This is a genomic window from Rhodococcus sp. P4_E4, assembly GCF_056401575.1.
This window is the reverse complement of the sequence record NZ_JBFUJB010000023.1, coordinates 39,645-62,986: the sequence shown is the minus strand read 5'-3', so window position 1 is coordinate 62,986 and position 23,342 is coordinate 39,645. Positions and strand designations below refer to the sequence as shown.

General features: G+C 64.3%; 20 protein-coding genes and 1 pseudogene. 15 read left to right on the top strand and 6 right to left on the bottom strand.

The window, feature by feature from the left end; genetic code table 11:
- Positions 1 to 23: 23 nt before the first annotated feature.
- Positions 24 to 1,019, bottom strand: coding sequence for an ABC transporter substrate-binding protein (locus AC1DVN_RS24160; RefSeq protein WP_097387516.1), 996 nt, complete (start codon positions 1,017 to 1,019; stop codon positions 24 to 26).
- Between the two features lie 349 nt (positions 1,020 to 1,368).
- Here AC1DVN_RS24160 and ctaD point away from each other — a divergent pair, with 349 nt between their 5' ends.
- From ctaD to yczE, 4 genes are all read left to right on the top strand, one after another.
- Positions 1,369 to 3,159, top strand: coding sequence for an aa3-type cytochrome oxidase subunit I (ctaD, locus tag AC1DVN_RS24155; RefSeq protein ID WP_020907234.1), 1,791 nt, complete (start codon positions 1,369 to 1,371; stop codon positions 3,157 to 3,159).
- Positions 3,160 to 3,275: 116 nt separating this feature from the next.
- Positions 3,276 to 4,496 carry a phosphoserine phosphatase SerB gene (serB, locus tag AC1DVN_RS24150; protein WP_020969288.1) on the top strand — a complete coding sequence of 407 codons (1,221 nt, stop codon included), beginning with the start codon at positions 3,276 to 3,278 and terminating at the stop codon, positions 4,494 to 4,496.
- Positions 4,493 to 5,260 carry an aminoacyl-tRNA hydrolase gene (locus AC1DVN_RS24145; protein WP_046378372.1) on the top strand — a complete coding sequence of 256 codons (768 nt, stop codon included), beginning with the start codon at positions 4,493 to 4,495 and terminating at the stop codon, positions 5,258 to 5,260. Before serB ends, AC1DVN_RS24145 begins: the two co-directional genes overlap by 4 nt.
- A 37-nt stretch (positions 5,261 to 5,297) precedes the next feature.
- The gene (gene yczE, locus AC1DVN_RS24140) at positions 5,298 to 6,092 is read left to right on the top strand and encodes a membrane protein YczE (protein ID WP_029255092.1); all 795 of its coding nucleotides are present in this window, start codon (positions 5,298 to 5,300) and stop codon (positions 6,090 to 6,092) included.
- On the opposite strand, the pseudogene glgX reads toward yczE, so the two are convergent.
- Positions 6,005 to 8,047, bottom strand: a pseudogene (gene glgX / locus AC1DVN_RS24135) (glycogen debranching protein GlgX); the annotation flags it as partial. The gene yczE and the pseudogene glgX overlap by 88 nt on opposite strands.
- A 51-nt stretch (positions 8,048 to 8,098) precedes the next feature.
- On the opposite strand from glgX, the gene AC1DVN_RS24130 reads away from it, so the two are divergent.
- From AC1DVN_RS24130 to AC1DVN_RS24110, 5 genes are read left to right on the top strand one after another with little or no spacing between them, the layout of a single operon-like run.
- Positions 8,099 to 8,920: an ABC transporter ATP-binding protein gene (locus AC1DVN_RS24130; protein WP_003944728.1), complete on the top strand. Its 822-nt coding sequence runs from the start codon at positions 8,099 to 8,101 to the stop codon at positions 8,918 to 8,920.
- A 56-nt stretch (positions 8,921 to 8,976) separates the two neighbouring features.
- Positions 8,977 to 9,795 carry an NUDIX hydrolase gene (locus AC1DVN_RS24125; RefSeq protein ID WP_153212476.1) on the top strand — a complete coding sequence of 273 codons (819 nt, stop codon included), beginning with the start codon at positions 8,977 to 8,979 and terminating at the stop codon, positions 9,793 to 9,795.
- 10 nt (positions 9,796 to 9,805) lie between these two features.
- Positions 9,806 to 10,585 (top strand): enoyl-CoA hydratase/isomerase family protein, encoded by a 780-nt coding sequence (locus AC1DVN_RS24120; RefSeq protein WP_338480716.1) that lies wholly within the window; start codon positions 9,806 to 9,808, stop codon positions 10,583 to 10,585.
- A 53-nt stretch (positions 10,586 to 10,638) separates the two neighbouring features.
- Positions 10,639 to 11,655, top strand: a complete 1,017-nt coding sequence (locus AC1DVN_RS24115; protein ID WP_003944733.1) for a class I SAM-dependent methyltransferase — start codon at positions 10,639 to 10,641, stop codon at positions 11,653 to 11,655.
- Between the two features lies 1 nt (position 11,656).
- Positions 11,657 to 12,814: a THUMP-like domain-containing protein gene (locus AC1DVN_RS24110; RefSeq protein ID WP_080910887.1), complete on the top strand. Its 1,158-nt coding sequence runs from the start codon at positions 11,657 to 11,659 to the stop codon at positions 12,812 to 12,814.
- Position 12,815: 1 nt separating this feature from the next.
- On the opposite strand, the gene AC1DVN_RS24105 is transcribed toward AC1DVN_RS24110, so the two are convergent.
- Complete coding sequence (locus tag AC1DVN_RS24105) at positions 12,816 to 14,123, bottom strand: outer membrane protein assembly factor BamB family protein (RefSeq protein ID WP_029255097.1); 1,308 nt, start codon at positions 14,121 to 14,123, stop codon at positions 12,816 to 12,818.
- Between the two features lie 137 nt (positions 14,124 to 14,260).
- Here AC1DVN_RS24105 and AC1DVN_RS24100 point away from each other — a divergent pair, with 137 nt between their 5' ends.
- Both AC1DVN_RS24100 and AC1DVN_RS24095 read left to right on the top strand, forming a co-directional pair.
- A complete protein-coding gene (locus AC1DVN_RS24100) occupies positions 14,261 to 15,025 on the top strand; it encodes an acyltransferase (protein WP_003944741.1) in 765 nt (254 codons plus the stop codon).
- A gap of 97 nt (positions 15,026 to 15,122) precedes the next feature.
- On the top strand, positions 15,123 to 15,758 hold the full coding sequence (locus tag AC1DVN_RS24095; RefSeq protein ID WP_021333083.1) for a maleylpyruvate isomerase family mycothiol-dependent enzyme: 636 nt from the start codon (positions 15,123 to 15,125) through the stop codon (positions 15,756 to 15,758).
- A gap of 10 nt (positions 15,759 to 15,768) precedes the next feature.
- Here AC1DVN_RS24095 and AC1DVN_RS24090 read toward each other — a convergent pair whose 3' ends face one another.
- From AC1DVN_RS24090 to AC1DVN_RS24080, 3 genes are read right to left on the bottom strand one after another with little or no spacing between them, the layout of a single operon-like run.
- Positions 15,769 to 17,013 carry a glycosyltransferase family 4 protein gene (locus AC1DVN_RS24090; RefSeq protein WP_020907242.1) on the bottom strand — a complete coding sequence of 415 codons (1,245 nt, stop codon included), beginning with the start codon at positions 17,011 to 17,013 and terminating at the stop codon, positions 15,769 to 15,771.
- A complete protein-coding gene (locus tag AC1DVN_RS24085; protein WP_308372486.1) occupies positions 17,010 to 18,545 on the bottom strand; it encodes a 1,4-alpha-glucan branching protein domain-containing protein in 1,536 nt (511 codons plus the stop codon). Before AC1DVN_RS24085 ends, AC1DVN_RS24090 begins: the two co-directional genes overlap by 4 nt.
- A 29-nt stretch (positions 18,546 to 18,574) precedes the next feature.
- Positions 18,575 to 19,384 (bottom strand): class I SAM-dependent methyltransferase, encoded by an 810-nt coding sequence (locus AC1DVN_RS24080; RefSeq protein ID WP_477846046.1) that lies wholly within the window; start codon positions 19,382 to 19,384, stop codon positions 18,575 to 18,577.
- A gap of 271 nt (positions 19,385 to 19,655) precedes the next feature.
- On the opposite strand from AC1DVN_RS24080, the gene AC1DVN_RS24075 reads away from it, so the two are divergent.
- From AC1DVN_RS24075 to AC1DVN_RS24060, 4 genes are all read left to right on the top strand, one after another.
- Positions 19,656 to 20,456, top strand: coding sequence for an electron transfer flavoprotein subunit beta/FixA family protein (locus AC1DVN_RS24075; RefSeq protein WP_019747906.1), 801 nt, complete (start codon positions 19,656 to 19,658; stop codon positions 20,454 to 20,456).
- Positions 20,457 to 20,504: 48 nt separating this feature from the next.
- Complete coding sequence (locus AC1DVN_RS24070; protein WP_003944698.1) at positions 20,505 to 21,461, top strand: electron transfer flavoprotein subunit alpha/FixB family protein; 957 nt, start codon at positions 20,505 to 20,507, stop codon at positions 21,459 to 21,461.
- Between the two features lie 135 nt (positions 21,462 to 21,596).
- Positions 21,597 to 22,433, top strand: a complete 837-nt coding sequence (locus AC1DVN_RS24065) for a GNAT family N-acetyltransferase (RefSeq protein ID WP_477846045.1) — start codon at positions 21,597 to 21,599, stop codon at positions 22,431 to 22,433.
- Positions 22,433 to 23,332, top strand: coding sequence for a lysophospholipid acyltransferase family protein (locus AC1DVN_RS24060; protein WP_047890161.1), 900 nt, complete (start codon positions 22,433 to 22,435; stop codon positions 23,330 to 23,332). The genes AC1DVN_RS24065 and AC1DVN_RS24060 overlap by 1 nt, the downstream gene beginning before the upstream one ends.
- The last annotated feature ends 10 nt before the right edge of the window (positions 23,333 to 23,342 follow it).

Genomic DNA, 23,342 nt, shown 5'->3' with positions numbered 1-23,342 from the left:
GCCGTTCAGGTTAGCTGTTCGACTCAGCTGTTCTGCTTGTCCACCTCGAACGTGTCCGAGAGGTCGTCGAGGATCATGTGGGCGCCCTGGATGCTGACCGGCGACATCCAACGTGAATCGTCCACGTCGACCTTGCGTCCTCGAAGGGTCTGCCACAGCGGGCTCTCGAGGAACGGCTTCGCAGCTTCGGCGCTCTTGCCCTCGGCGTCCTGCCAGGTGCTGATGAAGATGACGTCCGCGTCGGCTTCGTTGATCAGCTCGGGGCTGATCTTCATCATGATGTTTCCGGCATCGGCGGGGTCAGGTCCCTGGTTGTCCGGGCGCTTCAATCCGGCGTCCTGGAGGACGATGCCGCTGAACGAGGTGGTGCGGTAGAGGCGTGCCGTCGGTTCACCGGCGAATCGGACTACCGAGATGACCGGGTTGTTCGCCTTCTCGTTGATTTCCTTGCCGACGATGGCTGCGCGGGTTTCGTACTCGGTGATCTTCGCCTCGGCCAGTGACTCCTTGCCCAGCGCTTGACCGACCAGGCGGATGTTGTCCTTCCACGTCGGGCCGGTCGTCTGAGTGAAGACGGTGGGTGCGATTGCGGACAGTTGTTCGTAGTTCTTCCCGTCGCGGACCTCGGCGGAGATGATGAGGTCCGGCTGCAGTGCGGCGATCTTCTCGAGGCTTGCACTGCTGACCGTGCCGACCGAGACGGCGTCCGCGGCGAATTCCTCCCGCGAGGATCCGAGGTAGTCGGGCAGACCGGGCTCGCGGTAGTCGACGTAGCCGACGAGCGGGGATTCGAGGAGAAGGACGGCGTCGGTGAAGCTGTTGTCGAGCGCGACGATCCGCTGGGGTGCGGCCGGGATTTCGGTGCTTCCGCGGAAGTGCTCGACGGTGCGGGGGAATGCGCCCGACTCGGTCGAGGTGGTGGTTGCAGCGGGCTCGTCGTTACTCGAGCAGGCTGGAACGACCAAGGCGATCGAGGCTGCGACGGCTACCAGCGCGGCGCGGCGGGGAAAGAATTTCACTGAATACTCCTGAGGTGAGTTAGGCGAGGGTGACCTTATCAGTGGAGGAGTTGGCCGAAAACGGACACCGACCGAATTCTTCGACGCGCACGACACGCCGATTCGGAAGTGGGTTCGGACTCCCGGGGGAACATAAACCGCAGGTCGTTCGTTCGGTGCCGTGAAAAACGGATGCTCGAGTACGACGCAGAGTAGGACCGGGTCGCGGTGCCTCGGAGTCACGGTCTACGATTCGATGAGCGCAAGCCAGAAGCCGTTGTCCGCAGCCCGGGCGACGGACCCTGCGGGCGCAACCAAGGGCTCTTTGACGGAGTCTGCGGAGCGACCAAAGGCACATTCAGGAGGATCAGTGACTGCCGTAGCGCCCCAGCCAGTCCCCACGATAGCGCCGGCCAGGCCTTACCCGCCGCGGCAGGGACCCAAGGGCTCATTCATTTTCAAGATGATCACGACCACCGATCCCAAGGTGCTCGGAATCATGTACTTGGCGACTTCCATCGCCTTCTTCCTCATCGGTGGCCTCATGGCACTGATGATGCGTGCCGAACTTGCTGTACCCGGCATGCAGTTCCTTTCCAACGAACAGTTCAACCAGCTGTTCACCATGCACGGCACGATCATGCTGCTGCTGTACGCGACCCCGATCGTCTTCGGCTTCGCGAACTACATTCTTCCGCTCCAGATCGGTGCACCCGACGTCGCGTTCCCGCGTCTGAACGCGTTCAGCTACTGGCTGTACCTGTTCGGCGCGATCATCACGACGGCCGGATTCGTCACGCCCGGTGGCGCAGCAGACTTCGGTTGGACGGCATACACGCCGCTGACCAGCGCGCTGCACAGCCCCGGCGTCGGCGCCGACCTGTGGGTCTTGGGTCTGGCTGTCGCCGGCCTCGGCACCATCCTCGGTGGCGTCAACATGGTCACCACCGTGATTTGCCTGCGCGCACCCGGTATGACCATGTTCCGCATGCCGATCTTCACCTGGAACATCTTCATCACCAGCATCCTGATCCTGCTGGCGTTCCCGCTGCTGACCGCTGCATTCATGGGCCTGTTCGTCGACCGCCATCTCGGTGGACACATCTTCGACCCGGCAACGGGCGGTGTGCTGCTGTGGCAGCACCTGTTCTGGTTCTTCGGTCACCCCGAGGTGTACATCATCGCGCTGCCGTTCTTCGGCATCGTCTCGGAGATCTTCCCGGTCTTCAGCCGTAAGCCGATCTTCGGCTACAGCGGCCTGGTGTACGCAACGTTGGCCATCGCCGCTCTGTCGATCGCAGTGTGGGCTCACCACATGTACGCGACCGGCGCTGTTCTCCTGCCCTACTTCTCGTTCATGACGTTCCTGATCGCCGTGCCGACAGGTGTGAAGATCTTCAACTGGATCGGCACGATGTGGAAGGGGCAATTGACCTTCGAATCGCCGATGCTGTTCTCGATCGGCTTCCTGATCACCTTCCTCTTCGGTGGTCTGTCGGGCGTCATCCTCGCGAGCCCGCCGCTCGACTTCCACGTCACGGACAGCTACTTCGTCGTCGCCCACTTCCACTACGTGGTCTTCGGTACGGTCGTGTTCGCCACGTACGCCGGTATCTACTTCTGGTTCCCGAAGATGACCGGCCGCATGATGGACGAGCGCCTCGGCAAGTGGCACTTCTGGACCACGTTCGTCGGCTTCCACGGCACGTTCCTCGTCCAGCACTGGCTCGGTGCCGAAGGTATGCCGCGTCGTTACGCCGACTACCTGCCCTCGGACGGGTTCACGGTTCTGAACTCGGTGTCCACGATCTTCGCGTTCGTACTCGGTGCCTCGACGCTCCCGTTCATCTGGAACGTCTTCAAGAGTTACCGCTACGGCGAAGTGGTCACCGTCGACGATCCGTGGGGCTACGGAAACTCGCTGGAGTGGGCGACAACCTGCCCGCCGCCGCGTCACAACTTCACCGAGTTGCCGCGCATCCGCAGCGAGCGTCCGGCCTTCGAGCTGCACTACCCGCACATGGTGGAGCGAATGCGCGCAGAAGCGCACGTCGGCCCCGGTCACGGTGGGAAGAACGCCAGCACCGTGCTCGAAGATGCTCGTCACGAGCCGCTCACAGTCGGGGACGAAGGCGACCCCGGCACCGACAGCCGCTCCTGAGCGAAGTAACACACTGAAGTAATCAGCGAAGGCCCCGCCCGAGTAACGGGTGGGGCCTTTCGCTTGGCACAATAGTGACGATCAAGACGCGAACGAAGAAACGATCGGAGTTTTCGGTGGGTGCCTCTGACACCACTGTTCTGGTGACTGTGACCGGGCCGGACCGCCCTGGCGTCACCTCGGTACTGTTCGCGGCACTGTCGCGGCACGATGTGCGTCTGCTCGACGTGGAGCAGGTGGTGATTCGAGGTCGACTGACACTCGGCGTCATGGTGGCCTGCCCGAACGATCCCGAAGCCCTTCAGGAAGAGCTCGAACAGGCGATGGCGACGGTCGGAATGAACGTCGACATCGAAATCGGTGCCGATCCAGGTCGACCTGCAGTGTCCACTCACGCGGTCGTTGTTCTCGGCAGCCCCGTCAATGCCCGCGCAATGCGCTCGGTAGCACGCGAACTCGCGAAGCAGGGCGCCAATATCGACTCCATCCGTGGTGTCGCCGACTATCCGGTCACCGGCCTCGAACTCAGCGTCAGCGCAGCCGATACTGTCGACGGCGACGCGAAGCTGCGTACCGGACTCGCCGAGGTCGCCGCTCTCGAAAACGTCGACATCGCAGTCGAGCGCGCAGGACTGGCTCGCCGGGCCAAGCGTCTGATCGTGTTCGACGTGGACTCGACGCTCGTTCAGGGCGAGGTCATCGAGATGCTCGCCGCGAAGGCCGGCGTCGAGGACGAGGTCCGCGCCGTCACCGAAGCTGCGATGCGCGGCGAGATCGACTTCACCGAATCACTGCACCAGCGTGTGGCGACACTCGCCGGTCTCGACGCGTCCGTCATCGACGAGGTGGCAGAGAGCATCGAACTGACGCCGGGGGCGCGCACCACGATTCGCACCCTGCGCCGCCTCGGATTCCACTGCGGCGTGGTGTCCGGCGGTTTCCGCCAGGTCATCGAAGGCCTCGCACACGAACTCGAACTGGACTTCGTGCACGCCAACACCCTCGAGATCGTCGACGGCAAGCTGACCGGACGTGTGATCGGTGAAATCGTCGACCGCGCCGCGAAGGCCGTTGCGCTGCGCAAGTTCGCCGATCAGGTCGGTGTGCCGATGGAACAGACTGTCGCCGTCGGTGACGGTGCCAACGACATCGACATGCTCAACGCCGCGGGACTGGGTGTGGCGTTCAACGCCAAGCCCGCGTTGCGGGAGGTCGCGGACGCGGCTTTGTCGCATCCCTTCCTCGATGCTGTGCTGTTCATTCTCGGTGTGACCCGCGACGAGGTCGAGGCTGCGGACGCCGTCGACGGTGGCGTACGACGCGTACCGATTCCATGAGTTCCGATCCAGCAGTCAGTTCCGATCCCGATTCTCGCTGGCGCGAGCGCCACGCGGTGTTGGCCGCTGGGTACGGTGGGCGAGACGATCCCGCGGATCCGGCACTGGTGTTGGCGATGCCGATCATTCTCCACATCCCGAAGGCAGACCCGCCGAAGCGCACTGCACTGCTCGAGGCTGCCGCAACGGCGGCAGTGGCGCTGTGCCTGGACGAACGCGTCGGGTTCACCGAAGACGGGGAGCCCGGCCCGTGGCACGAGGACTATTCGGCGTGGGTGGGTGCCCGGATCCGGAAAGTGTCTCGCCGAGCGCGTGGAGCCCAGTGGCTCGCCGCGCAAGAGGTACCGGGAATCACCGTCGACGTGGATGGCGCCCAGGCGCGGGCTCTGGTTCCCGGGCCGGTCGGAGAACTGGACCCGCGAATCAAGAAGTTGCAGATCGGTGGCACCGACCTGGAGCACGACGAGCCTGGCCAGCCCGAGCCCGGTCTTCCGGTGCTGTGGATCGACTCGGAGCTCGAGATGACGGTAGGCAAGGCGTCGGCACAGGTAGGGCATGCCTCGATGTTGTTGGCAGCGGCCATGTCCGAGAAACAGTGCTGGGCATGGGCGCAGAACGACTTTCGCTGCTCGGTACGCGACGCAAGTCCGAAACAGTGGGCCGAGGCAGTAGACCGATTGAAGCGGTCGGAGGCTGTGGCGGTTCGTGATGCGGGCTTCACGGAAGTGGCACCAGGCTCCATGACAGTCATCGCGGTTCCGTAGAGACCTAACCGACCAGTCCAGTATCGACAACTTGGCTATGGATGAACAGTCCAGTGGCCTTCAAGATGGTCGAGTGTTGATACGGAGATTCGCCTCGCTGTTCGTTGGTCTGTGGTTGTACGGCTTCTCGATGGCCATGATGATCACAGCCGGCCTCGGACTGGACCCCTGGGATGTGTTCCATCAGGGCGTGGCCGAGCATGTTTCGCTGAGTTTCGGCGTGATCACTGCGATTACCGGTGCGGTGGTACTGCTGCTCTGGATTCCGATCCGTCAGCGGCCAGGGTTCGGCACGGTCGCCAATGTCGTGGTCATTGCAATCTCGGTGGATACTTCACTGGCCTTCTTGCCGGTCTTTGATTCCATGCCAGTTCGCGCCGCGATCATGGTCGCGGGAATCCTCCTCAACGGACTGGCCAGCGTTCTCTACATCGGGGCAGGCATGGGGCCGGGTCCCCGCGACGGGTTGATGACAGGACTGGTGGCGCGCACCGGCTTGTCGGTCAGGCTCGTGCGTACCAGCATCGAAATCGCGGTCCTCGCTACCGGATGGCTCCTCGGTGGAACGGTTGGCGTCGGAACAGTGTTGTACGCCTTCGGGATCGGGCCGACCATTCAATTACTGATCAAGGTGCTGCCGGATTCCATGACAGCAGCGGTTACCGGCGGACGTGTCACGGAACGTAAGGCCAAGACCGTGGGTCCGGTCAATGAGATCTCCGTGCCGACGGGAACTTCGGCCGTGGAGGCGGGTTCGCCGGTCGGTGACGCCGAATCGAACGATGCAGTCAATGTGCCGTCGAACCATTCCGGAGTGCCGACGGTGACCTGAACCGGTCCACCGGAATGCAGGATCAGGAGCCAACTGTCGTCACCGAGTGGGCGCCCGGTCCGAGTGTGAGACCGAACGTCGGCTCCGTCGATCCAGGCCTGCAGCGTTCGGTGACTCTCGTCGTACCATGCGGTGTCGTCGAACTCGACGCCGGCAGCGTCGAACCAGACGAGGTCCGGGTGCTCCAGTCTTCTTCTGCCTTCGAAGAATTCGGGCTGACGCAAGGCCGGTGCCGCTCGGCGTAATCCGAACGCTCGGGAGACGAACTGCACCAACGACTGATCGGCCGCCGTCCAGTCCAGGGCCCACGAATCGGCTGGGGAGGCAAGTGTGGGAACACAATACGCGTTGTTGTTTCCGCCGAGACTGTGGCCGAACTCGTCTCCGGCGGTGAGCATCGGTGTGCCTGTCGACAGCACGAGCGTGGCCAGTAGCGCCCGTACATGACGTGCCCTGGCGTCCTGAATCTCGGGATCGGTGCTCGGGCCTTCGATTCCGTGGTTGAACGAATCGTTGTGATCGGCGCCGTCACGATTGTCTTCACCGTTGGCTTCGTTGTGCTTGTGGTTGTACGCGACCAGATCGGCGGCGGTGAACCCGTCGTGCGCTGTGACGAAGTTGATCGACGCCCATGGGCGACGGCCGCTGCCGGCAAAGATGTCCTCGGACCCGGCGAGGCGCGACGCGACCTTCCGGACGCTGGAGCCGCCGTTCCAGAACAGGCGAATGGTGCTGCGGTACTTGTCGTTCCATTCCGACCATTGGAGTCCGAAGTTTCCGACCTGGTAACCGTCGGCAGTGGCATCCCACGGTTCGGCGATGAGCTTGCACCGGGTCAGTACCGGATCGGAGGAGATGGCCGACAAGATGGACGCCCGCTGGTCGAAGCCGCCGCCGCGCGGCCTACCCAACGCGCTCGCGAGATCGAATCGGAAGCCGTCGACACCCATTTCGGTGGCCCAGTAGCGGAGGCTGTCGGTGATCATGCGGACGGCGATGGGGGAGCAGGCGTCGACCGTGTTGCCGCACCCGGTCAGGTCGATGTCGCGGCCGTCGCCGTCGAGAAGGTAGTAGCCGGGGCCGTCCAAACCTCGCCAGCTGACGCTGATTCCGTCGACACTCTGCTCGCAGGTGTGGTTGTAGACGACGTCGAGGATGACCTCGATGCCTGCCGCGTGTAGTGCGTCGACCATGATCCGGAACTCGGTGACTTCGCCGCCCGGAGTTGCCGCGTATCCGGGATGCGGGGCGAAGTACGACGCCGTCGAGTATCCCCAGTGGTTGCGCATCCCTCGCTCGCGGACGCTCTGTTCGGTCAGAAACGCCTGTACGGGAAGCAGTTCCACGGCGGTGACGCCGAGTGAGACGAGGTGATCGATCACGGCCGGTGCCGTCAGGCCGAGGTACGTTCCGCGGTGGGCGGCGGGTACTCCTGGATGACTGGCGGTGTACGCGCCCACATGCAGTTCGTAGATCACGCTTTCCTCCCACGGCGTCTCGAGGCGGGCTCCGGCGGGCACGAGGCCGGGAGTCACCACGGACAGCGGCACGTGGCCGAGCGAGTCGAGGGTAGACGGGTCGCCGAAAGGATCGTCGGCGTACGACAGGAGGGCACGGTGGTCACCGAGTTCCCCCTCGATGCGGCACGCCCACGGATCGATGAGCAGCTTGTGTGGGTTCAGTCTCAGTCCGGCGCGCGGATTCCACGGGCCGCTTGCCCGAATTCCGTATCGCTGCCCCGCACCGATCCCGGCGATGATCCCGTGCCAGATTCCGTACGTGTGTTGCCGGAGTTCGACGCGATCTTCGTTTCCGTCCTGGTCGATCAGGCAGATCTGGACGCTCGACGCAGCTGGTGCGTGGACCGCGAACTGGGTTCCGGAGTCCACGATGTTGGCGCCGAGTGGGAACGGAGACCCGGGCGTCGGGGTGCGAGTTTCGATGAGAGGCGACACGCAAGATGATCCTGCCGTGAACGGCCGGAGAATGTGCGGGAAGATGTTCGGGTGCCGCTACCTGATCCAGATCTGCTCATCGATTTCGACAACGTACTCATCCGTCGGGGAGGGTCCACTCTGGTGGGGCCCGTCACCTGGAAAGTGGAGCTGGACGAGCGATGGGTGGTGCTCGGACCCAACGGTGCCGGCAAGACCTCGCTGCTGCGCATCGCGGCCGGTGAGACTTTCCCGACCAGTGGTTCTGCCCACCTCCTCGGCGAAGTTCTCGGCAAGGTCGACGTCAACGAGTTGCGCCCGCGAATCGGTTTGTCCTCGTCGTCGTTGGCGAACCGCGTGCCCGGCGACGAGAAGGTCAGCGACCTAGTCGTGTCGGCGGGCTACGCCGTTCTCGGTCGGTGGCGCGAGGAGTACGAATCCATGGACACCTCGCGCGCTGTGGAGATGCTCGAAAGCCTCGGCGCCGAGCACCTGGCGGATCGCACGTACGGGACGCTTTCCGAAGGCGAGCGCAAGCGCGTCCTCATCGCGCGAGCCTTGATGACCGATCCCGAACTTCTTCTCCTGGACGAGCCCGCCGCCGGGCTCGATCTCGGTGGACGTGAGGAACTTGTGGCCAGACTCGCCGAACTGGCTGCCGATCCGGACGCCCCGGCTACCGTTCTGATCACCCATCACGTCGAGGAGATCCCGCCGGGATTCACTCACGCACTCCTTCTCAAGGAAGGTGAGGTCGTCTCTCAGGGCCTTCTGGACGACGTCATCACCGCCGAAAATCTGAGCGCGGCATTCAGCCAGTCCATCAGCCTCGACAAGGCGGACGGCCGATACTTCGCGCGCCGCGCAAGGCCGTCAGGAGCTCATCGCGCGTGAGCTTCAGTGGGACCTGAAATGCGTTCCAGATCACAGATCGCGTAGGTTCGCGAAGCATGGCTAACGAGAATGCAAACGCTGTCCCCGAGCCCAAGGATGCGTCGACCGTCATCTTGGTGCGCGATGCCGAATCCGGGATCGAGATCTTCCTGCTTCAACGAGTACAGGGGATGGCGTTTGCCGGGGGCATGACGGTCTTCCCCGGCGGAGGCGTCGACAAGTCCGATGCGACGGCAGAGGTCGAGTGGGCCGGACCGTCGGTCGAGTGGTGGGCCGAGCGGTTCAGCACGGATGTGGCTCGGGCGAAGGCTCTCGTCTTGGCTGCGGTGCGGGAAACGTTCGAGGAGTGCGGCGTTCTGCTCGCCGGACCGACCGGGGACACCGTCGTCGCGGACACGGCCGGCTACGCCCAGGACCGCGTTGCTCTCGAAAAGCACGAGCTGTCGTTCAGCGATTTCCTGAAGAAGGAGAACCTGGTCCTGCGAACGGATCTGCTGCGGCCGTGGGCGAACTGGATCACGCCGGTGGGCGAGACCCGCCGCTACGACACGCGCTTTTTCGTCGCAGCGTCACCGACCGGACAGATCGCGGACGGGGTCACCTCCGAGGCCGCCGAGGTGCGTTGGCAGAGCCCGCGGGACGCGCTGGCGCATTGGCGGGAGGGTGGCAGCATCCTGTTGCCGCCGACGTGGAGTCAGCTGACCGAATTGGCCAAGTTCAGCTCGGTGGCGGAGATACTCGCAGCCGAGCCGGAGATTCCCGTCATCCTGCCTACGTTGATCACCGACGAGGAGACTCTGCGCGTCGAGTTCCCGAATCAGGACGGTTACTACGTCGCCGGGCCGCATCCGTGGTCGGTCAAGGCGGCAAAGTAACCTCTCGATCATGGCTGAATTTGTGACTCTCGAGGTTTCCGAAGGCATCGGCACCATCCGTCTGGCGCGCCCGCCCATGAACGCTCTGAACCGTCAGGTCCAGGACGAGTTGGCTGCTGCCGCACATGCTGCGACCGTCGACAAGGCAGTCAAGGCCGTCATCGTCTACGGCGGCGAGAAAGTCTTCGCAGCAGGTGCCGACGTCAAGGAAATGGCCGAGATGGATTACGGCCAGATCCGTGACGCCATCGGTGGCATGCAGGCCGGGCTCGGCGCCGTGGCGTCCATCCCGAAGCCGACCGTTGCCGCGATCACCGGATACGCACTCGGTGGCGGACTCGAAGTTGCACTCTCGGCCGATCGCCGGATCGTCGGAGACAACGCCAAGCTCGGAGTTCCGGAGATTCTGCTCGGAATCATTCCCGGTGGTGGCGGAACGCAGCGCATGGCTCGTCTGATCGGACCGGCCAAGGCCAAGGATCTGGTCTTCACCGGCCGTTTCGTCGGGGCTGACGAGGCGTTGGCCATCGGTTTGGTCGACGAGGTCGTCGCTCCCGACGACGTGTACACCGCCGCTCGCACGTGGGCCTCGCAGTTCGTCGGGGGAGCGTCACGTGCGTTGGCTGCTGCCAAGGCAGCCATCGACGAGGGTCTGAACACCGACCTGGAATCCGGGCTCAAGATCGAGCAGCATCTGTTCGCCGGATTGTTCGCGACCAAGGATCAGGCGATCGGCATGGAGTCGTTCATCGCCAACGGTCCGGGCAAGGCCGAGTTCACGGGCGAGTAGGCTCCCCTAAACTAGAACTTGTTCATCTCTTACCAGCGAGTAGGATAGCCGCCATGACAGCCAGCCCGAATGACGACGCAACCGTCACGCCGCCCGCCGCTACCGACACCTCGGTAGTCGACCCCGCGCCGCGGCCGCACGCCACGGCCGAAGAGGTCGAGGCCGCTCGTAAGGACACCAAGCTCGCCCAGGTGCTCTACCACGACTGGGAAGCCGAAACCTACGACGACAAGTGGTCCATCTCGTACGACGAGCGCTGCATCGACTACGCACGTGGTCGTTTCGACGCCGTCGCGGGCGATCAGCCGCTCCCGTACGAGCGCGCCCTCGAACTGGGTTGCGGCACCGGATTCTTCCTCCTGAACCTGATGCAGGGTGGAGTCGCCAAGACCGGTTCGGTCACCGACCTCTCGCCCGGCATGGTCAAGGTCGCACTGCGCAATGCAGAAAGCCTCGGCCTTCCGGTCGACGGCCGTGTTGCCGATGCCGAGACCATTCCGTACGAGGACAACACCTTCGACCTGGTCGTCGGCCACGCCGTGCTGCACCACATTCCCGACGTCGAGAAGTCGCTGCGCGAGGTCCTTCGTGTCCTCAAGCCCGGCGGCCGTTTCGTCTTCGCCGGTGAGCCCACGACTGTCGGTAACTTCTACGCCCGCTGGCTCGGCCGCGCGACGTGGGAAGCAACCACGCGCGTGACCAAGCTGCCGTTCCTGGCAGATTGGCGTCGCCCGCAGGAAGAGCTCGACGAGTCCTCTCGCGCAGCAGCGCTCGAAGCAGTCGTCGACATCCACACGTTCGACCCCACCGACCTCGAGAACATGGCGAAGTCCGCGGGAGCCGATCAGGTCCACGCTGCCACCGAGGAATTCGCCGCGGCGCTTCTCGGATGGCCGGTCCGTACCTTCGAAGCAGCTGTTCCGCCGGAGAAGCTCGGTTGGGGCTGGGGACGTTTCGCTTTCGGTGGTTGGAAGACGCTCAGCTGGGTCGACGAGAAGGTGCTCCGCCACGTCGTTCCTCGCGGATTCTTCTACAACGTCATGATCACCGGCGTGAAGCCCGGCAACTGAATTGGGTTATGACTTCACCCTCGGCGACGTCGACTATCTCGGAAGTGATTCCGGCGTAGCTGCCTTGGCCGAGGTGGATCAGCTCGAACTGTCCACGCGTACGCGTCTGGCCGACATCGGCCGGGCGCGTACGCGTTTCGGTGATCACATGCCTGCGCTCGTGGACACCGTCCTGCTTCGACGCAAGGCCGCTTCGAAACTGCCCGGCAGTGATCAGTGGTTGTTCACGGACGACGCGATGCAGCAGGCCACTCCCGGTGTTGTGGCGGCGCACCGCGCGCAGCGTCTGATCGGGCGCGACGTCCACGACGTGACGTGCTCAATCGGCGCCGAACTGCATGCCTTGACCGGAGTTGCGCATCGCGTGATCGGCAGCGACATCGATTCCGTTCGCCTGGCGATGGCACAGCGCAATGTGCCGAGCGCAGCGTTGTTGCGGGCCGACGCGCTCCGCCCGACGACACGCGACACCGTCGTACTGGCGGACCCCGCCCGGCGATCGGGCGGTCGCCGCACTCACGATCCGGCAGCGTTGATGCCGCCGCTACCGGACCTCGTCGAGGCGTACTCCGGCCGTGATCTCGCGGTGAAGTGTGCTCCCGGACTCGATTTCGACAATCTGGGCTGGGACGGGGAAGTCGAGGTCGTCTCGCTCGACGGCGGCGTCAAGGAAGCATGCCTGTGGTCGACGGGACTGGCCGAGTCCGGCGTCACGCGTCGAGCTTCGGTGCTTCGCTCCGACGGGAGCGGGTGGGCGATCACCGACGCCGAGGACGACGTGATTCCGGAGCAAGCTCCGGGGGAGTGGATCATCGACCCGGACGGAGCGGTAGTGCGCGCAGGCCTCGTGCGCCACTACGCGGCCAGACACGGCCTCTGGCAGCTCGATCCACGCATCGCTTATCTGACCGGTGACAGCGTCCCTGAGGGAGTTCGCGGATTCCGGATCCTCGAGCAGATCAAGTACTCGGAGAAACTGCTCAAACAGACACTGTCCAAGCGGGACTGCGGTGTGGCCGAAATTTTGGTGCGAGGAGTCGACGTGGACCCGGCAGTGCTGCGTCCACGGCTCAAGCTCAAGGGCTCGCGTGCACTGAGCGTCGTGATCGTGCGGATCGGACGATCGGCGTCGGCCTTCATCTGTGAGGCTTCCCGCTAGCTCACTTGAAGACGAACAGCTCACCGATTGCGCTGGGCGTCAACACTTCGCCCTTGGGGCCGATCGAGGTGCCGACGGTGAAGCCGACTGCTCCCGGCAACGTGTCCTGATCCACCGTCTCACCGGTTTCGGTGTCGAAGGTGATCAGGCTCAGTCCGTTCTCACCCTCACGGACGACGGTGTATCCGGTGTTGCCGGCGGTCTGCGCCGGAACACCCAGTTGCAGAAGGTCTTTACGTTCCCAGGCCAGTTCGGCGTGATCTCCCTCGTCGCGCACGGCAAGGAGGTGGCCCTTGTCGCCGCCGGCGGGAATGATCAAACCGTCGTCGGACGTCGAGGCACTACCGGCCGAGTTGAAGCCGATGTCGTAACTCCACCTGGTGTCACCGGTTTCGGCGTTCACTGCCCAGAGAGATCCGTTGTTGTCGGTGGCGTACACGGTCTTGCCGTCCTTCGACAGGTCCGGGCTCGACGCCGTTCCACCGGGAAGCGCGTCGGTGGACCACTCGCGGGTGATGGACGGATTGTCGCCGCCCGTGTACTTCATGGCGACCAGATCGGCTGCCCGAGAACTGGGTCCGTAGAAGGTGAAGTAGAACTTGCCGGTGCCCAGGTCCACTGCCGGCGTATTGGCCACCGGGCAGCCGGACGTGCCGAGGAAGCACTCGTTCAAACCCTTGTTGTCGGGAATGAGTTCTGCATTTGCGCCCTGGTCGATCGACGGCGGCGGGATCAGGTCGAACGACGGAACCACTTTGGCGCCGGTCTGCGGGTCGAGCACGTTGATCTGACCCAATTGGGTGATGAACAACAGGTTTCCGTCGCCGGTGAACTGCGACGAGAGAGGAGTGCCCACAACGAGCGTGCGCCAACGCAATTGACCAGTCTCGGTGAAGGACATCATCGCGCCGCTCTCACCGACGTAGACATTGGTGGCCGTGTCGACGATGGGCGTGGACGCGACTACTCCGTCGTTGAGTCGAGCGCACCACTTCTTGCGACCCGTATCCATCTGGAACGAGAAGAGATTGCAGCCGTTCTCGGTGCGGGCGGTGACGAAGCTCTGGCCGTTCGCGGCCACCGAGGCGTACGCGGCAACCGGACCGCCGAGAGGGCGTGACCATGCGAACTCGACATCGCGTGATCCGGTGACCGGGCTCGTGTCGCTGTTGCGGGCGTCGGCATGCATGGCCGGCCAACCCGCCGACGCGTACCGGTCCACCCGTCCGTCGTCACTGCCGCAACCGGCGATCAGGGCCGCAGCGATCGCCGTCGACACCATCACGGACGACCGTAGGACCCGCCGCATCACAATCTCCCTGCCTTCACTTGATCAAGAGCCCTCGGTAACTGCACAAGCCCGGACCAGAGACTATCCCGACCGGGGCGACGTGACGGGGCACACCCCGAGGGTCGGTGAGTCGGCCCCACGTAGGCTGAACACTCATGACGAGCATGTGGGGCGCACCGTTGCGCACTCGATGGCGGGGATCACGCCGAGGCGACAGCGATCAGGCCAAGTTCTTGACGGTCGATTCCCTCAAATGGGTTCTGGCGAACAAGGCGTACACACCCTGGTATCTGGTGCGGTACTACCGTCTCGCCAAGTTCAAGATGGCCAACCCGCACGTGATCCTGCGCGGCATGGTGTTCCTCGGCAAGAACGTCGAAATCCATTCGACCCCCGACCTGTCCCGCCTCGAGATCGGGCGCTGGGTACACATCGGCGACGGCAACGCGATCCGTTGCCACGAAGGTTCGCTGCGCATCGGCGACAAGGTCGTCTTCGGCAAGGACAACGTCGTCAACACCTACCTCGACATCGAAATCGGTGCGTCGACGCTCGTAGCCGACTGGTGCTACATCTGCGACTTCGACCACCGCATGGACGACATCAACACACCGATCAAGGACCAGGGCATCGTCAAGGGCCCCGTCCGTATCGGCCCGGACACCTGGGTGGCAGCGAAGGTCACCGTGCTGCGAAATACCCGCGTCGGACGCGGTTGTGTCCTCGGGGCGCACGCCGTCGTCAAGGGAGACATCCCGGACTACAGCATCGCGGTCGGCTCGCCCGCGAAGGCGGTCAAGAACCGCAAGTCCGATTGGGAAGCCGGCGCTGCCGATCGTGCAAAGTACATCGCGGCACTCGAGGACATCGCACGCAAGAAGGCTGCTGCGGACGCTGCCGACGCGTCGTCGACGTCGTAGCTCACTTTTTGGCAGAACCAGCGATTACTTTCGGCGCCGCCACCGGTCTGTATCGGTATCGGCGCCGAAAGTCTGCGCCGGTGAAAGGAGTGCCGACATGAGCGAACAGACACCCGAATGGGTCGTGGCGCAGCGCCGCGAACTGGTGGGATTTCTCGAAGGCCTGAGCGAGGAGCAGTGGAACGCGCCGACCCTGTGCGACGGGTGGCGGGTCCGCGAAGTGATCGCGCACATCACCATGCCCTACCGATACTCGGCGCCGCGATTCGTCGTGGAAATGGTCAAGTCACGCGGAAACTTCACCAAGATGTCGAATCGGCGAGCGCTCGCCGACGCGTCGGAAGTCGGTGAGCAACAACTGCTTGCCTCGCTTCGCGACAACGTCGCACACCCGTGGAAGCCGCCGGGCGGTGGCTTCGAGGGTGCACTCTCACACGACGTGATCCACGGTCAGGACATTCGCGTGGCACTCGGCGACGACTACGTGGTGCCCGAAGACCGGCTCACTCGTGTGCTCAGCGGACTCTCGCCCAAAACCGTGAAGTATTTCGGAACTGACCTCGACGGCGCTCGGTTGCGCGCCGACGACCGAGACTGGACGTACGGTGCCGGCGCCGAGGTTCACGGAGCGGCGCAGGACTTGTTGCTGGTGTTGTGTGGCCGGATGTTGCCACCGGGCCATCTGCTCGGGGATGCGAGTTCTCGCTTCACCGCGCCCCTCCCGACCCGCTGAGGTCAGCTCTTCAGCGACCAGGGAGCGGCCGCTCGGGAATCTGCGGCCGCGCCAACGGCTGCCGCACCCGACGCTTTGCGCCCGCGTAGACGTGAGCAGTCTCCTCGGCGACCTGATGCCAGTCGAAGTCCGACGTCAGGCGTGCCCGGGCGGCCACTGCCCGTTCCTGCGCCCCGGCGGGATCGTCGAGAACCTCGCGGACCGCCGAGGTGAGCCCGGCGATGTCACCCGGTTGGAACGACATCCCGGTCACCCCGTCGACTACCGCTTCGCCCAGTCCGCCTGCGGTGGACGTGATCAGCGGCGTGCCGGCTGCCGCCGCTTCGAGGGCGATGATCCCGAACGGCTCGTAGCGCGACGGCAGGACGATGGCGTCCGCTCCGTGCAGCCAGCTGAGCAGTTCCGTGTGATCGAGGTTGCCGAGAAAGTCCACTGCCCGCGCGACGCGATGTGTGCGCGCCTGTTGGTAGAGCCAGGTGAACTGGGTGCCTTCGCCCGCGATCGCGAGGGTCGTGCCGGGGTGGCTACGACGGATTCGGGGGAGTGCCGCGATAGCGTCCTGCACACCCTTCTCGTATTCCAGGCGGCCGACGAAGAGGAGTTTCGGCGGCCCTGACCGCGGGCCACGTTCGCGAAAGTTCCACGTGGTCACGTCGATTCCGTTGCGGATGACAGTGATCGGCGGCAGCGTCGGACCGTAGAGTTCGGTCACTTCTTCCTGCATGGACGCCGAACAGGTTATGAGAGAGTCGGATTCGTTTGCCAGCCACCACTCGACCGAGTGGACCTGGCGGTTGATGCGTCCGGAGATCCAACCGCTGTGGCGACCCGCCTCGGTGGCGTGAAGGGTGGAAACCAGTGGGACGTCATAGAATTCGGCCAAGGCGATCGCCGGATGTGCGACCAGCCAGTCGTGTGCGTGCACGACGTCCGGTTGCCAGCCCTCGCCCACTCCTGGCTTGTGCAGCGCCATCCCGGCACGGACCATCGCGTGACCCATCGCGAGGGTCCACGCGAGCATGTCCTCGCCGAAGACGAAGTGTGCCGGGTCCTCGGCCACTGCGACGACCAGTACGCCTTCGGAGATGTGCGTGACCGTCGGGTGCGTCGACGCATCGGTGCCGGAGGGGCGGCGCGAGAGAACCACGACTTCGTGGCCTGCAGCCGCAAGCTCGGTGGCGAGATGGTGGACGTGTCGGCCGAGGCCGCCGACAACGACCGGTGGGTACTCCCACGAGACGATGAGAATCTTCACGACGCGCTCCCGTTCACCAGTTCTGTGTCAGGCAGACGGCGAGCATCCAGCCCCGGGAACAATCCGTCGGCGTGATTCCAGCCTTCGGCCAGCCGCTCGGCCACGGCATCGCGGCCGGAAACGAGCGCTTCGGAGATTTCCCGGGTCGCGTGGGCGTGCTTGTGTGCGCGTTCGCGGGCGTACCCCGCGGCCGAATCCTTGCTCACCATGAATGCCCAATCGCTCGAAACTGTCATCAGTGTCTCGCGAAGGACCTGATCGTTGACCCGGTTTCGCAGTTCCGGTCGGCCGGGTGCGTTGTCGCGGCCGCGAGACTTGTCCACGGTGGTGAGGGCGGTATCGACCACCTCGGAGTTCAGTTGCACGAGGTCGGACACCTGATCGCCGGCCCATACGCGCCAGTCCTTGCCCGATCCCCAGGACGAATCCTCGAGCTGAACGGGTTCGCCCACGTATCCCGATTCCTTGGCGTCGGCGAGGGTGCCGACGCGAATTCCGGCTTCCGGAAGCGCGCGCAGGAGCTTCTCGAGCCACTGCGGGCCTTCGTGCCACCAGTGCCCGAACAGTTCGGTGTCGAATGCTGCGACCACGAGGGCGTCGCGGCCGATGCGGGTGGATTCACTGCGCAGACGCGCCCGAACGGTTTCGACGAAGTCGGCGACGTGCTTGTCGACGGCGGCGGCGGCGAGTTCGGGGTCGTACGGCAACTTGTCGGCGGAGTCGACGGTCCGTCCGGTGACCCGCGACGGCTTGAGGCCCGTCTCGTGGTCGTAGGTGTGGAAATCGCGGTAAGCAGCGTGACCCGGATATCCGGATTTCGGGGACCAGACGCGGTAGCTGACCTGCAGGTCGCGGCCGAAGGCAACCACGTCGGATTCTCGAACCGGGCGACCGAGGGACGTGTCGCCGCGCAAGGCGGGACCGTCGACCATGAAGTGGGTGACGCCCGCTTCGGCGTACCCGCGCTCCATGCCCGGGGTGTACCCGCACTCGGGCCCCCAGATCCCGGTCGGAGTGTGGTTCCACCGGGCATGCGCGTCGGCGAGACCTTCGCGGAGGGAGAACGCACGCAAGCGAGGGTCGAGCAGCGGTTGGAACGGGTGGGCCAGCGGCCCGCCGAGAAGCTCGAAGGCCTCGCGGTCGATGAGGTCGCGGAACACGGGTGAGGCGCCGTGCTGCCAATGAGTCTCGAAATCTTCGAGAGCCGCTGCGGACGCTCGGTGTTCGCGCGCTCCGAGTTCGCGGTGCGCTGCGTCCGGCATGCCGGCGGCCTCGTGTGCACGGATCTGCCAGTTGCCGAGCCAGTGATGCATACCGGCGAGGCAGTGGGGATCGTCCAACTGGGCCGCGAGCACCGGCGTGATTCCCAGCGTCAGCAGGTGCGATCGGCCCTCGTCGGCCAGTCGTCGTAGCGCGGCGGCGAGCGGAATGTACGACGCAGCCCAGGACTGGTAGATCCATTCCTCGCCGACGGGCCATCTGCCGTGGTTGGCGAGCCACGGCAGATGGGAGTGCAGAACCAGGGCGAACATCCCCGGTTCGGTGACGGGTGTTGCGTTACTCACTCGCCGGATTCCTTCACGGCAGTTTCCTTCGCAGCGCTGTCTTTCACGGCGATAGCGACGAGGTCGAGGCTGTCGTCGATGTCGGGTTCGCTGATGCTGAAGTCGTCGACGGTGATGCCCTCGACGTCGCGGGTGAGATCTTCGGGCCAGGGCTCACCGGCCAACGCGCGGTCGATCTGCGCGTTGATGAATGATCCGCCGTGCTTGGCGTCGAGTTCCTTCAGGCGTGAACCGTGGTGGACGCCGGTCATCAACTGAACGCGGAATCCGGCGTCTTCGAGCAATTCGGTCATTTCGGCGGCGTTGAGCTCACGAGTGTGGAAAGGGTTGAGCGGCGTGTCGCGGCCGGGGGAGAACGTGATCCGGTTGGGGGTACTGATCAGAAGTTCACCGCCGGGAGCGAGAACTCGGAAGCACTCGCGCAGGAACTGACCCTGATCCCACAGGTGCTCGATCACCTGAAAATTGACGACGACGTCAACCGAGTTGTCGGCCAGTGGAAGCTCGGCGAGGTTGCCGTGGAGCATCTCGACGCGGGGGTAGCGCGCGCGGACGTGTTCGACCGCGGAGATGTCGTAGTCGAGGCCGGTAACCTTCGTTGCGATGTCCGCAATCATGTTGGCGCCGTAGCCTTCTCCGGATCCGGCCTCGAGGACTCGGCGGTCCGTGCAGCGCTCCAGAAGTGCGCGGTACACCACTTCGTGGCGTCGGAACCAGTAGTTCTCCTCGGGGATTCCTGGCACGGTTCGTTCGCCCGTCAAGGGCAGGGGTGCGTCCTCGTGGTTGCTGACACTCGTTTCACTCACCCGTGCGAGATTAGTGCCATCCGAGTAGAACGTGTTCGCCGTGGTCCAGATCACTGCTGTCAATTCCTGTTCGTGCCGTTATGGTGGACGAGGTTCCACGTTAAGTTACCCACCGGTAACTTAACGTGGGGTAATCTAACGCACAGCCGACGTGAGCCGAGAAATTCGCCCGTGGGGAGACCTGTCGGACTCTCTTTTCGGACGCTCGGACTGCGCGAGCACCACAGACGATTTATCAGGTGAATTACACACAGGAGGTCGACGAAGACCCATGACGAATATCGTTGTTTTGATCAAGCAGGTCCCCGACACATGGTCCGAGCGCAAGCTGACCGACGGCGACTACACGCTTGACCGTGAAGCCGCTGACGCAGTCCTCGACGAGATCAACGAGCGCTCCGTCGAAGAAGCACTCCTGATCAAGGAAGCTCAGGGCGGTGAGGTAACGGTGCTGTCCGCAGGTCCCGACCGCGCCACCGACGCTATCCGCAAGGCTCTGTCGATGGGCGCCGACAAGGCCGTCCACATCAACGACCCGGCACTGCACGGCTCCGACGCGATCCAGACCGCATGGACGCTCGCTGCTGCTCTCGGACAGATCACCTTCGAGAACGACGAGCCTGCCGACCTGATCATCGCCGGCAACGAGGCCACCGACGGCCGCGTCGGCGCTGTTCCGGCCATCATCGCCGAGTACCTGGGCATCCCGCAGCTCACGCAGCTGCGCAAGGTCGTCGTCGCCGACGGCAAGATCACCGGTGAGCGCGAGACCGACGAGGGCGTCTTCGGCCTCGAGGCTTCGCTGCCCGCGATCGTCTCGGTCACCGAGAAGATCAACGAGCCGCGCTTCCCGTCCTTCAAGGGCATCATGGCCGCGAAGAAGAAGGAAGTTCTCGTTTACACGCTGGCCGACCTCGGAGTCGACCCGGAGACCGTCGGAGTTGCCAACGCCGGCACCACCGTGACGTCCTCCACCCCGAAGCCCCCCCGTACCGCTGGTGAGCGCATCGCCGACGAGGGAGACGGTGGCACCAAGATTGCCGCTTACCTCGTCAGCAACAAGGTCATCTGATCGCGCCCTTCTAGACATCCAGCAGAAGAACTCAGGGAGAGTTAAGTCATGGCAGAAGTACTTGTGCTCGTAGAGCACGCAGAGGGTGCGCTGAAGAAGGTCAGCACCGAACTCATCACCGCTGCACGCGCACTCGGTGAGCCGTCGGCAGTTGTCGCCGGCCCCGCGGGCACCGCAGCAAAGCTCGCCGACGCTCTGGCAGCAGCCGGAGCCGAGAAGATCTACGTCGCCGAGTCCGACGACATCGACGGCTACCTCGTCACCCCCAAGGTCGACGTTCTCGCCGCTCTGGTCGAGTCCACCAGCCCGGCAGCAGTCATCACCGCAGCCGGCACCGAGGGCAAAGAGGTTGCCGGTCGTCTGGCCGCACGTCTGGGCTCCGGACTGCTGACCGACGTCATCGAGATCAAGGCTGACGGCACCGGCGTCCACTCCATCTTCGGTGGCGCGTTCACCGTCGAAGCCAAGGCCAACGGCGACGTTCCCGTCTACTCGGTTCGTCCGGGTGCAGTCGAGGCTGCTCCGCAGGCCGGCGCAGGCGAGCAGATCACCGTCGAGGTTCCGGCTCAGGACGAGAGTGCCGTCAAGGTCACCTCGCGTGAGCCCATTGTCGGCGGCGACCGCCCCGAGCTCACCGAGGCGTCGGTTGTCGTCTCCGGTGGACGTGGCGTCGGCAGCGCGGACAAGTTCTCCGTCGTCGAAGAGCTGGCCGATTCCCTCGGTGCTGCAGTCGGTGCTTCGCGTGCCGCTGTGGACTCGGGTTACTACCCCGGACAGTTCCAGGTCGGTCAGACCGGTAAGACGGTCTCCCCGCAGCTGTACATCGCGCTCGGCATTTCCGGTGCCATCCAGCACCGCGCCGGCATGCAGACGTCCAAGACCATCGTCGCGGTCAACAAGGACGAAGAGGCACCCATCTTCGAGATCGCCGACTTCGGCATCGTGGGCGACCTGTTCAACGTCGCACCGCAGCTCACCGAAGCTGTGAAGTCCCACAAGGGCTAAAAAGCACAAACTGCTGTGCGCCTTTATCAACCCCCCGCGGTTGATAAAGGCGCACAGTGCTTTATTCACCCGGCCTGCATCGGCATGTCACTTCGTCGATACCGAGACGCCGTTCGCGCTCGATAAACCTTGCGCATGACAATTACGTCAGTCCTTCGCTCCGCGAGTGACAATCTCGGCCGTGAGGTCGCCCAGCCGAGATATTCCCTGATCGTCTCCTCCGACCGCGAGCATCGTGTCGCAGCGCAGCGCCTTCGATACCGAGTGTTCGCCTCCGAGCCAGGCTTCTCCCTCCCGGCGTCGGCCGGGGTCTTCGAACTCGACGCCGACGGCTTCGACGAATTCTGTGATCATCTACTCGTTCGTGACAACATCACCGAGGAGTACGTCGGCTGCTACCGAATGCTGCCGCCGGATTCCGCTGCGGCGGCAGGTGGGTATTACACCGCAACCGAATTCGACATCTCCGCGCTCGATCCGGTGGCGAACAGGATCGTCGAAATGGGTCGCGCGTGCGTCGATCCCGCGCACCGCACCGGATCCGTCCTGAGCCTGATGTGGTCGGGCATTCTGCACTACCTCGAACTGACCGGATACGAGTGGGTGATGGGCTGCGTCTCCGTGCCCATCTTGCCGAGCCCCGATTCAATTGCCGGCGCCGATGTCCGCGGCGTCCGTGACTTCGTGATGAACAAACACGCCAGCCCTGAGTCGCGGCGGGTGACGCCACGAAACTCGGTGGTCCTCGGCGGTCTGACGCTCGACGAGATTGCCTCACCGGAACGCGTGACGATGCCGCCGTTGCTCCGTGGCTACTTGCGGATGGGCGCGATGATCTGCGGGGAACCTGCTCACGATCCTGAGTTCGGTGTGGCCGATTTTGTTGCGCTGCAAGGCCTTCACTCCGCCAACAAGCGCTATCTGGAACGGCTGCGATCGGCGGCCGCCGCACACGAATCGGGGATCGGCTGATGACCGCGACGGTGCCGTACTGGGTGCCGACGAGCCCCTGCGGCGACGGGTGCCTACCTACGGACGCACCCGGTGTGTCGAGTATCACCGTGATGGCCCGCGGGATCATGGTCGGCGCCGCACTGGTGACTGCGCCGGTGCTCTCGGCCGGCTGGCTGCTCCCGCGCACCTGGCGTACGGAGATGCAACGCGGATACTCGCGCGCGTTGCTGCGTTGTCTGGGAATGAAGCTCACGGTCGACGATCAGCGGTTGGGGCGCGCCGAACCGGCGGGCGTGATGGTTGTCGCCGGTCACGTGTCGTGGACCGACGTCCTCGTCGCGAGTGCCGTTGCCCCGGCCAACTTCGTCGCCCGTGCCGACCTGCTCGACTGGGCAGTGCTCGGTGGTCTCGCGCGCCGGATGCGCGTAGTGCCCATCGATCGCGCCCGACTGCGTGAACTTCCCGGAACCGTCGACGTCGTTCGCGAACGACTTCAGCGTGGTGTCCGCGTAATGGTGTTTCCCGAGGGAACGACCTGGTGCGGGCGGGCGTACGGAGGTTTTCGCCCGGCGATGTTCCAAGCTGCCGTCGACGCCGAATGCCCGGTTCAGCCGATGGCGATCCGCTACGAGAACGCCGACGGTTCCCTGTGCACCGGACCGTGCTTTGTCGGCACCGAAACTATCGGTCAGTCCATCCGTCGGATCCTGCGTCAGAAGAACGTCGAGGTGAAGGTCAGGCTGGCTCCGCTCGAGGAGGCAGGGGAGTGTCGAGTCGACCTCGCGCAGCGATGCGAGAGAGCCGTACGTGGCGTCGAAACCATCGATTTGGCAGCTCACGACATCTTCGACCCCGCACCGGAACTCGTGACACAAGCCGTGGGACAAATCGATACCTCCCCGGCAATGACCGCTTAGCCTGCTGAGC

Coding starts and splice junctions, on each gene's coding strand:
- AC1DVN_RS24145 (WP_046378372.1), top strand. CDS start 4,493: ATGAGTTCCGATCCAGCAGTCAGTTCCGATCCCGATTCTCGCTGGCGC.
- AC1DVN_RS24105 (WP_029255097.1), bottom strand. CDS start 14,123: ATGCGGCGGGTCCTACGGTCGTCCGTGATGGTGTCGACGGCGATCGCT.
- yczE (WP_029255092.1), top strand. CDS start 5,298: ATGGATGAACAGTCCAGTGGCCTTCAAGATGGTCGAGTGTTGATACGG.
- AC1DVN_RS24095 (WP_021333083.1), top strand. CDS start 15,123: ATGAGCGAACAGACACCCGAATGGGTCGTGGCGCAGCGCCGCGAACTG.
- AC1DVN_RS24070 (WP_003944698.1), top strand. CDS start 20,505: ATGGCAGAAGTACTTGTGCTCGTAGAGCACGCAGAGGGTGCGCTGAAG.
- AC1DVN_RS24085 (WP_308372486.1), bottom strand. CDS start 18,545: ATGTTCGCCCTGGTTCTGCACTCCCATCTGCCGTGGCTCGCCAACCAC.
- AC1DVN_RS24060 (WP_047890161.1), top strand. CDS start 22,433: ATGACCGCGACGGTGCCGTACTGGGTGCCGACGAGCCCCTGCGGCGAC.
- AC1DVN_RS24065 (WP_477846045.1), top strand. CDS start 21,597: ATGACAATTACGTCAGTCCTTCGCTCCGCGAGTGACAATCTCGGCCGT.
- AC1DVN_RS24120 (WP_338480716.1), top strand. CDS start 9,806: ATGGCTGAATTTGTGACTCTCGAGGTTTCCGAAGGCATCGGCACCATC.
- AC1DVN_RS24075 (WP_019747906.1), top strand. CDS start 19,656: ATGACGAATATCGTTGTTTTGATCAAGCAGGTCCCCGACACATGGTCC.
- AC1DVN_RS24125 (WP_153212476.1), top strand. CDS start 8,977: ATGGCTAACGAGAATGCAAACGCTGTCCCCGAGCCCAAGGATGCGTCG.
- AC1DVN_RS24100 (WP_003944741.1), top strand. CDS start 14,261: ATGACGAGCATGTGGGGCGCACCGTTGCGCACTCGATGGCGGGGATCA.
- AC1DVN_RS24115 (WP_003944733.1), top strand. CDS start 10,639: ATGACAGCCAGCCCGAATGACGACGCAACCGTCACGCCGCCCGCCGCT.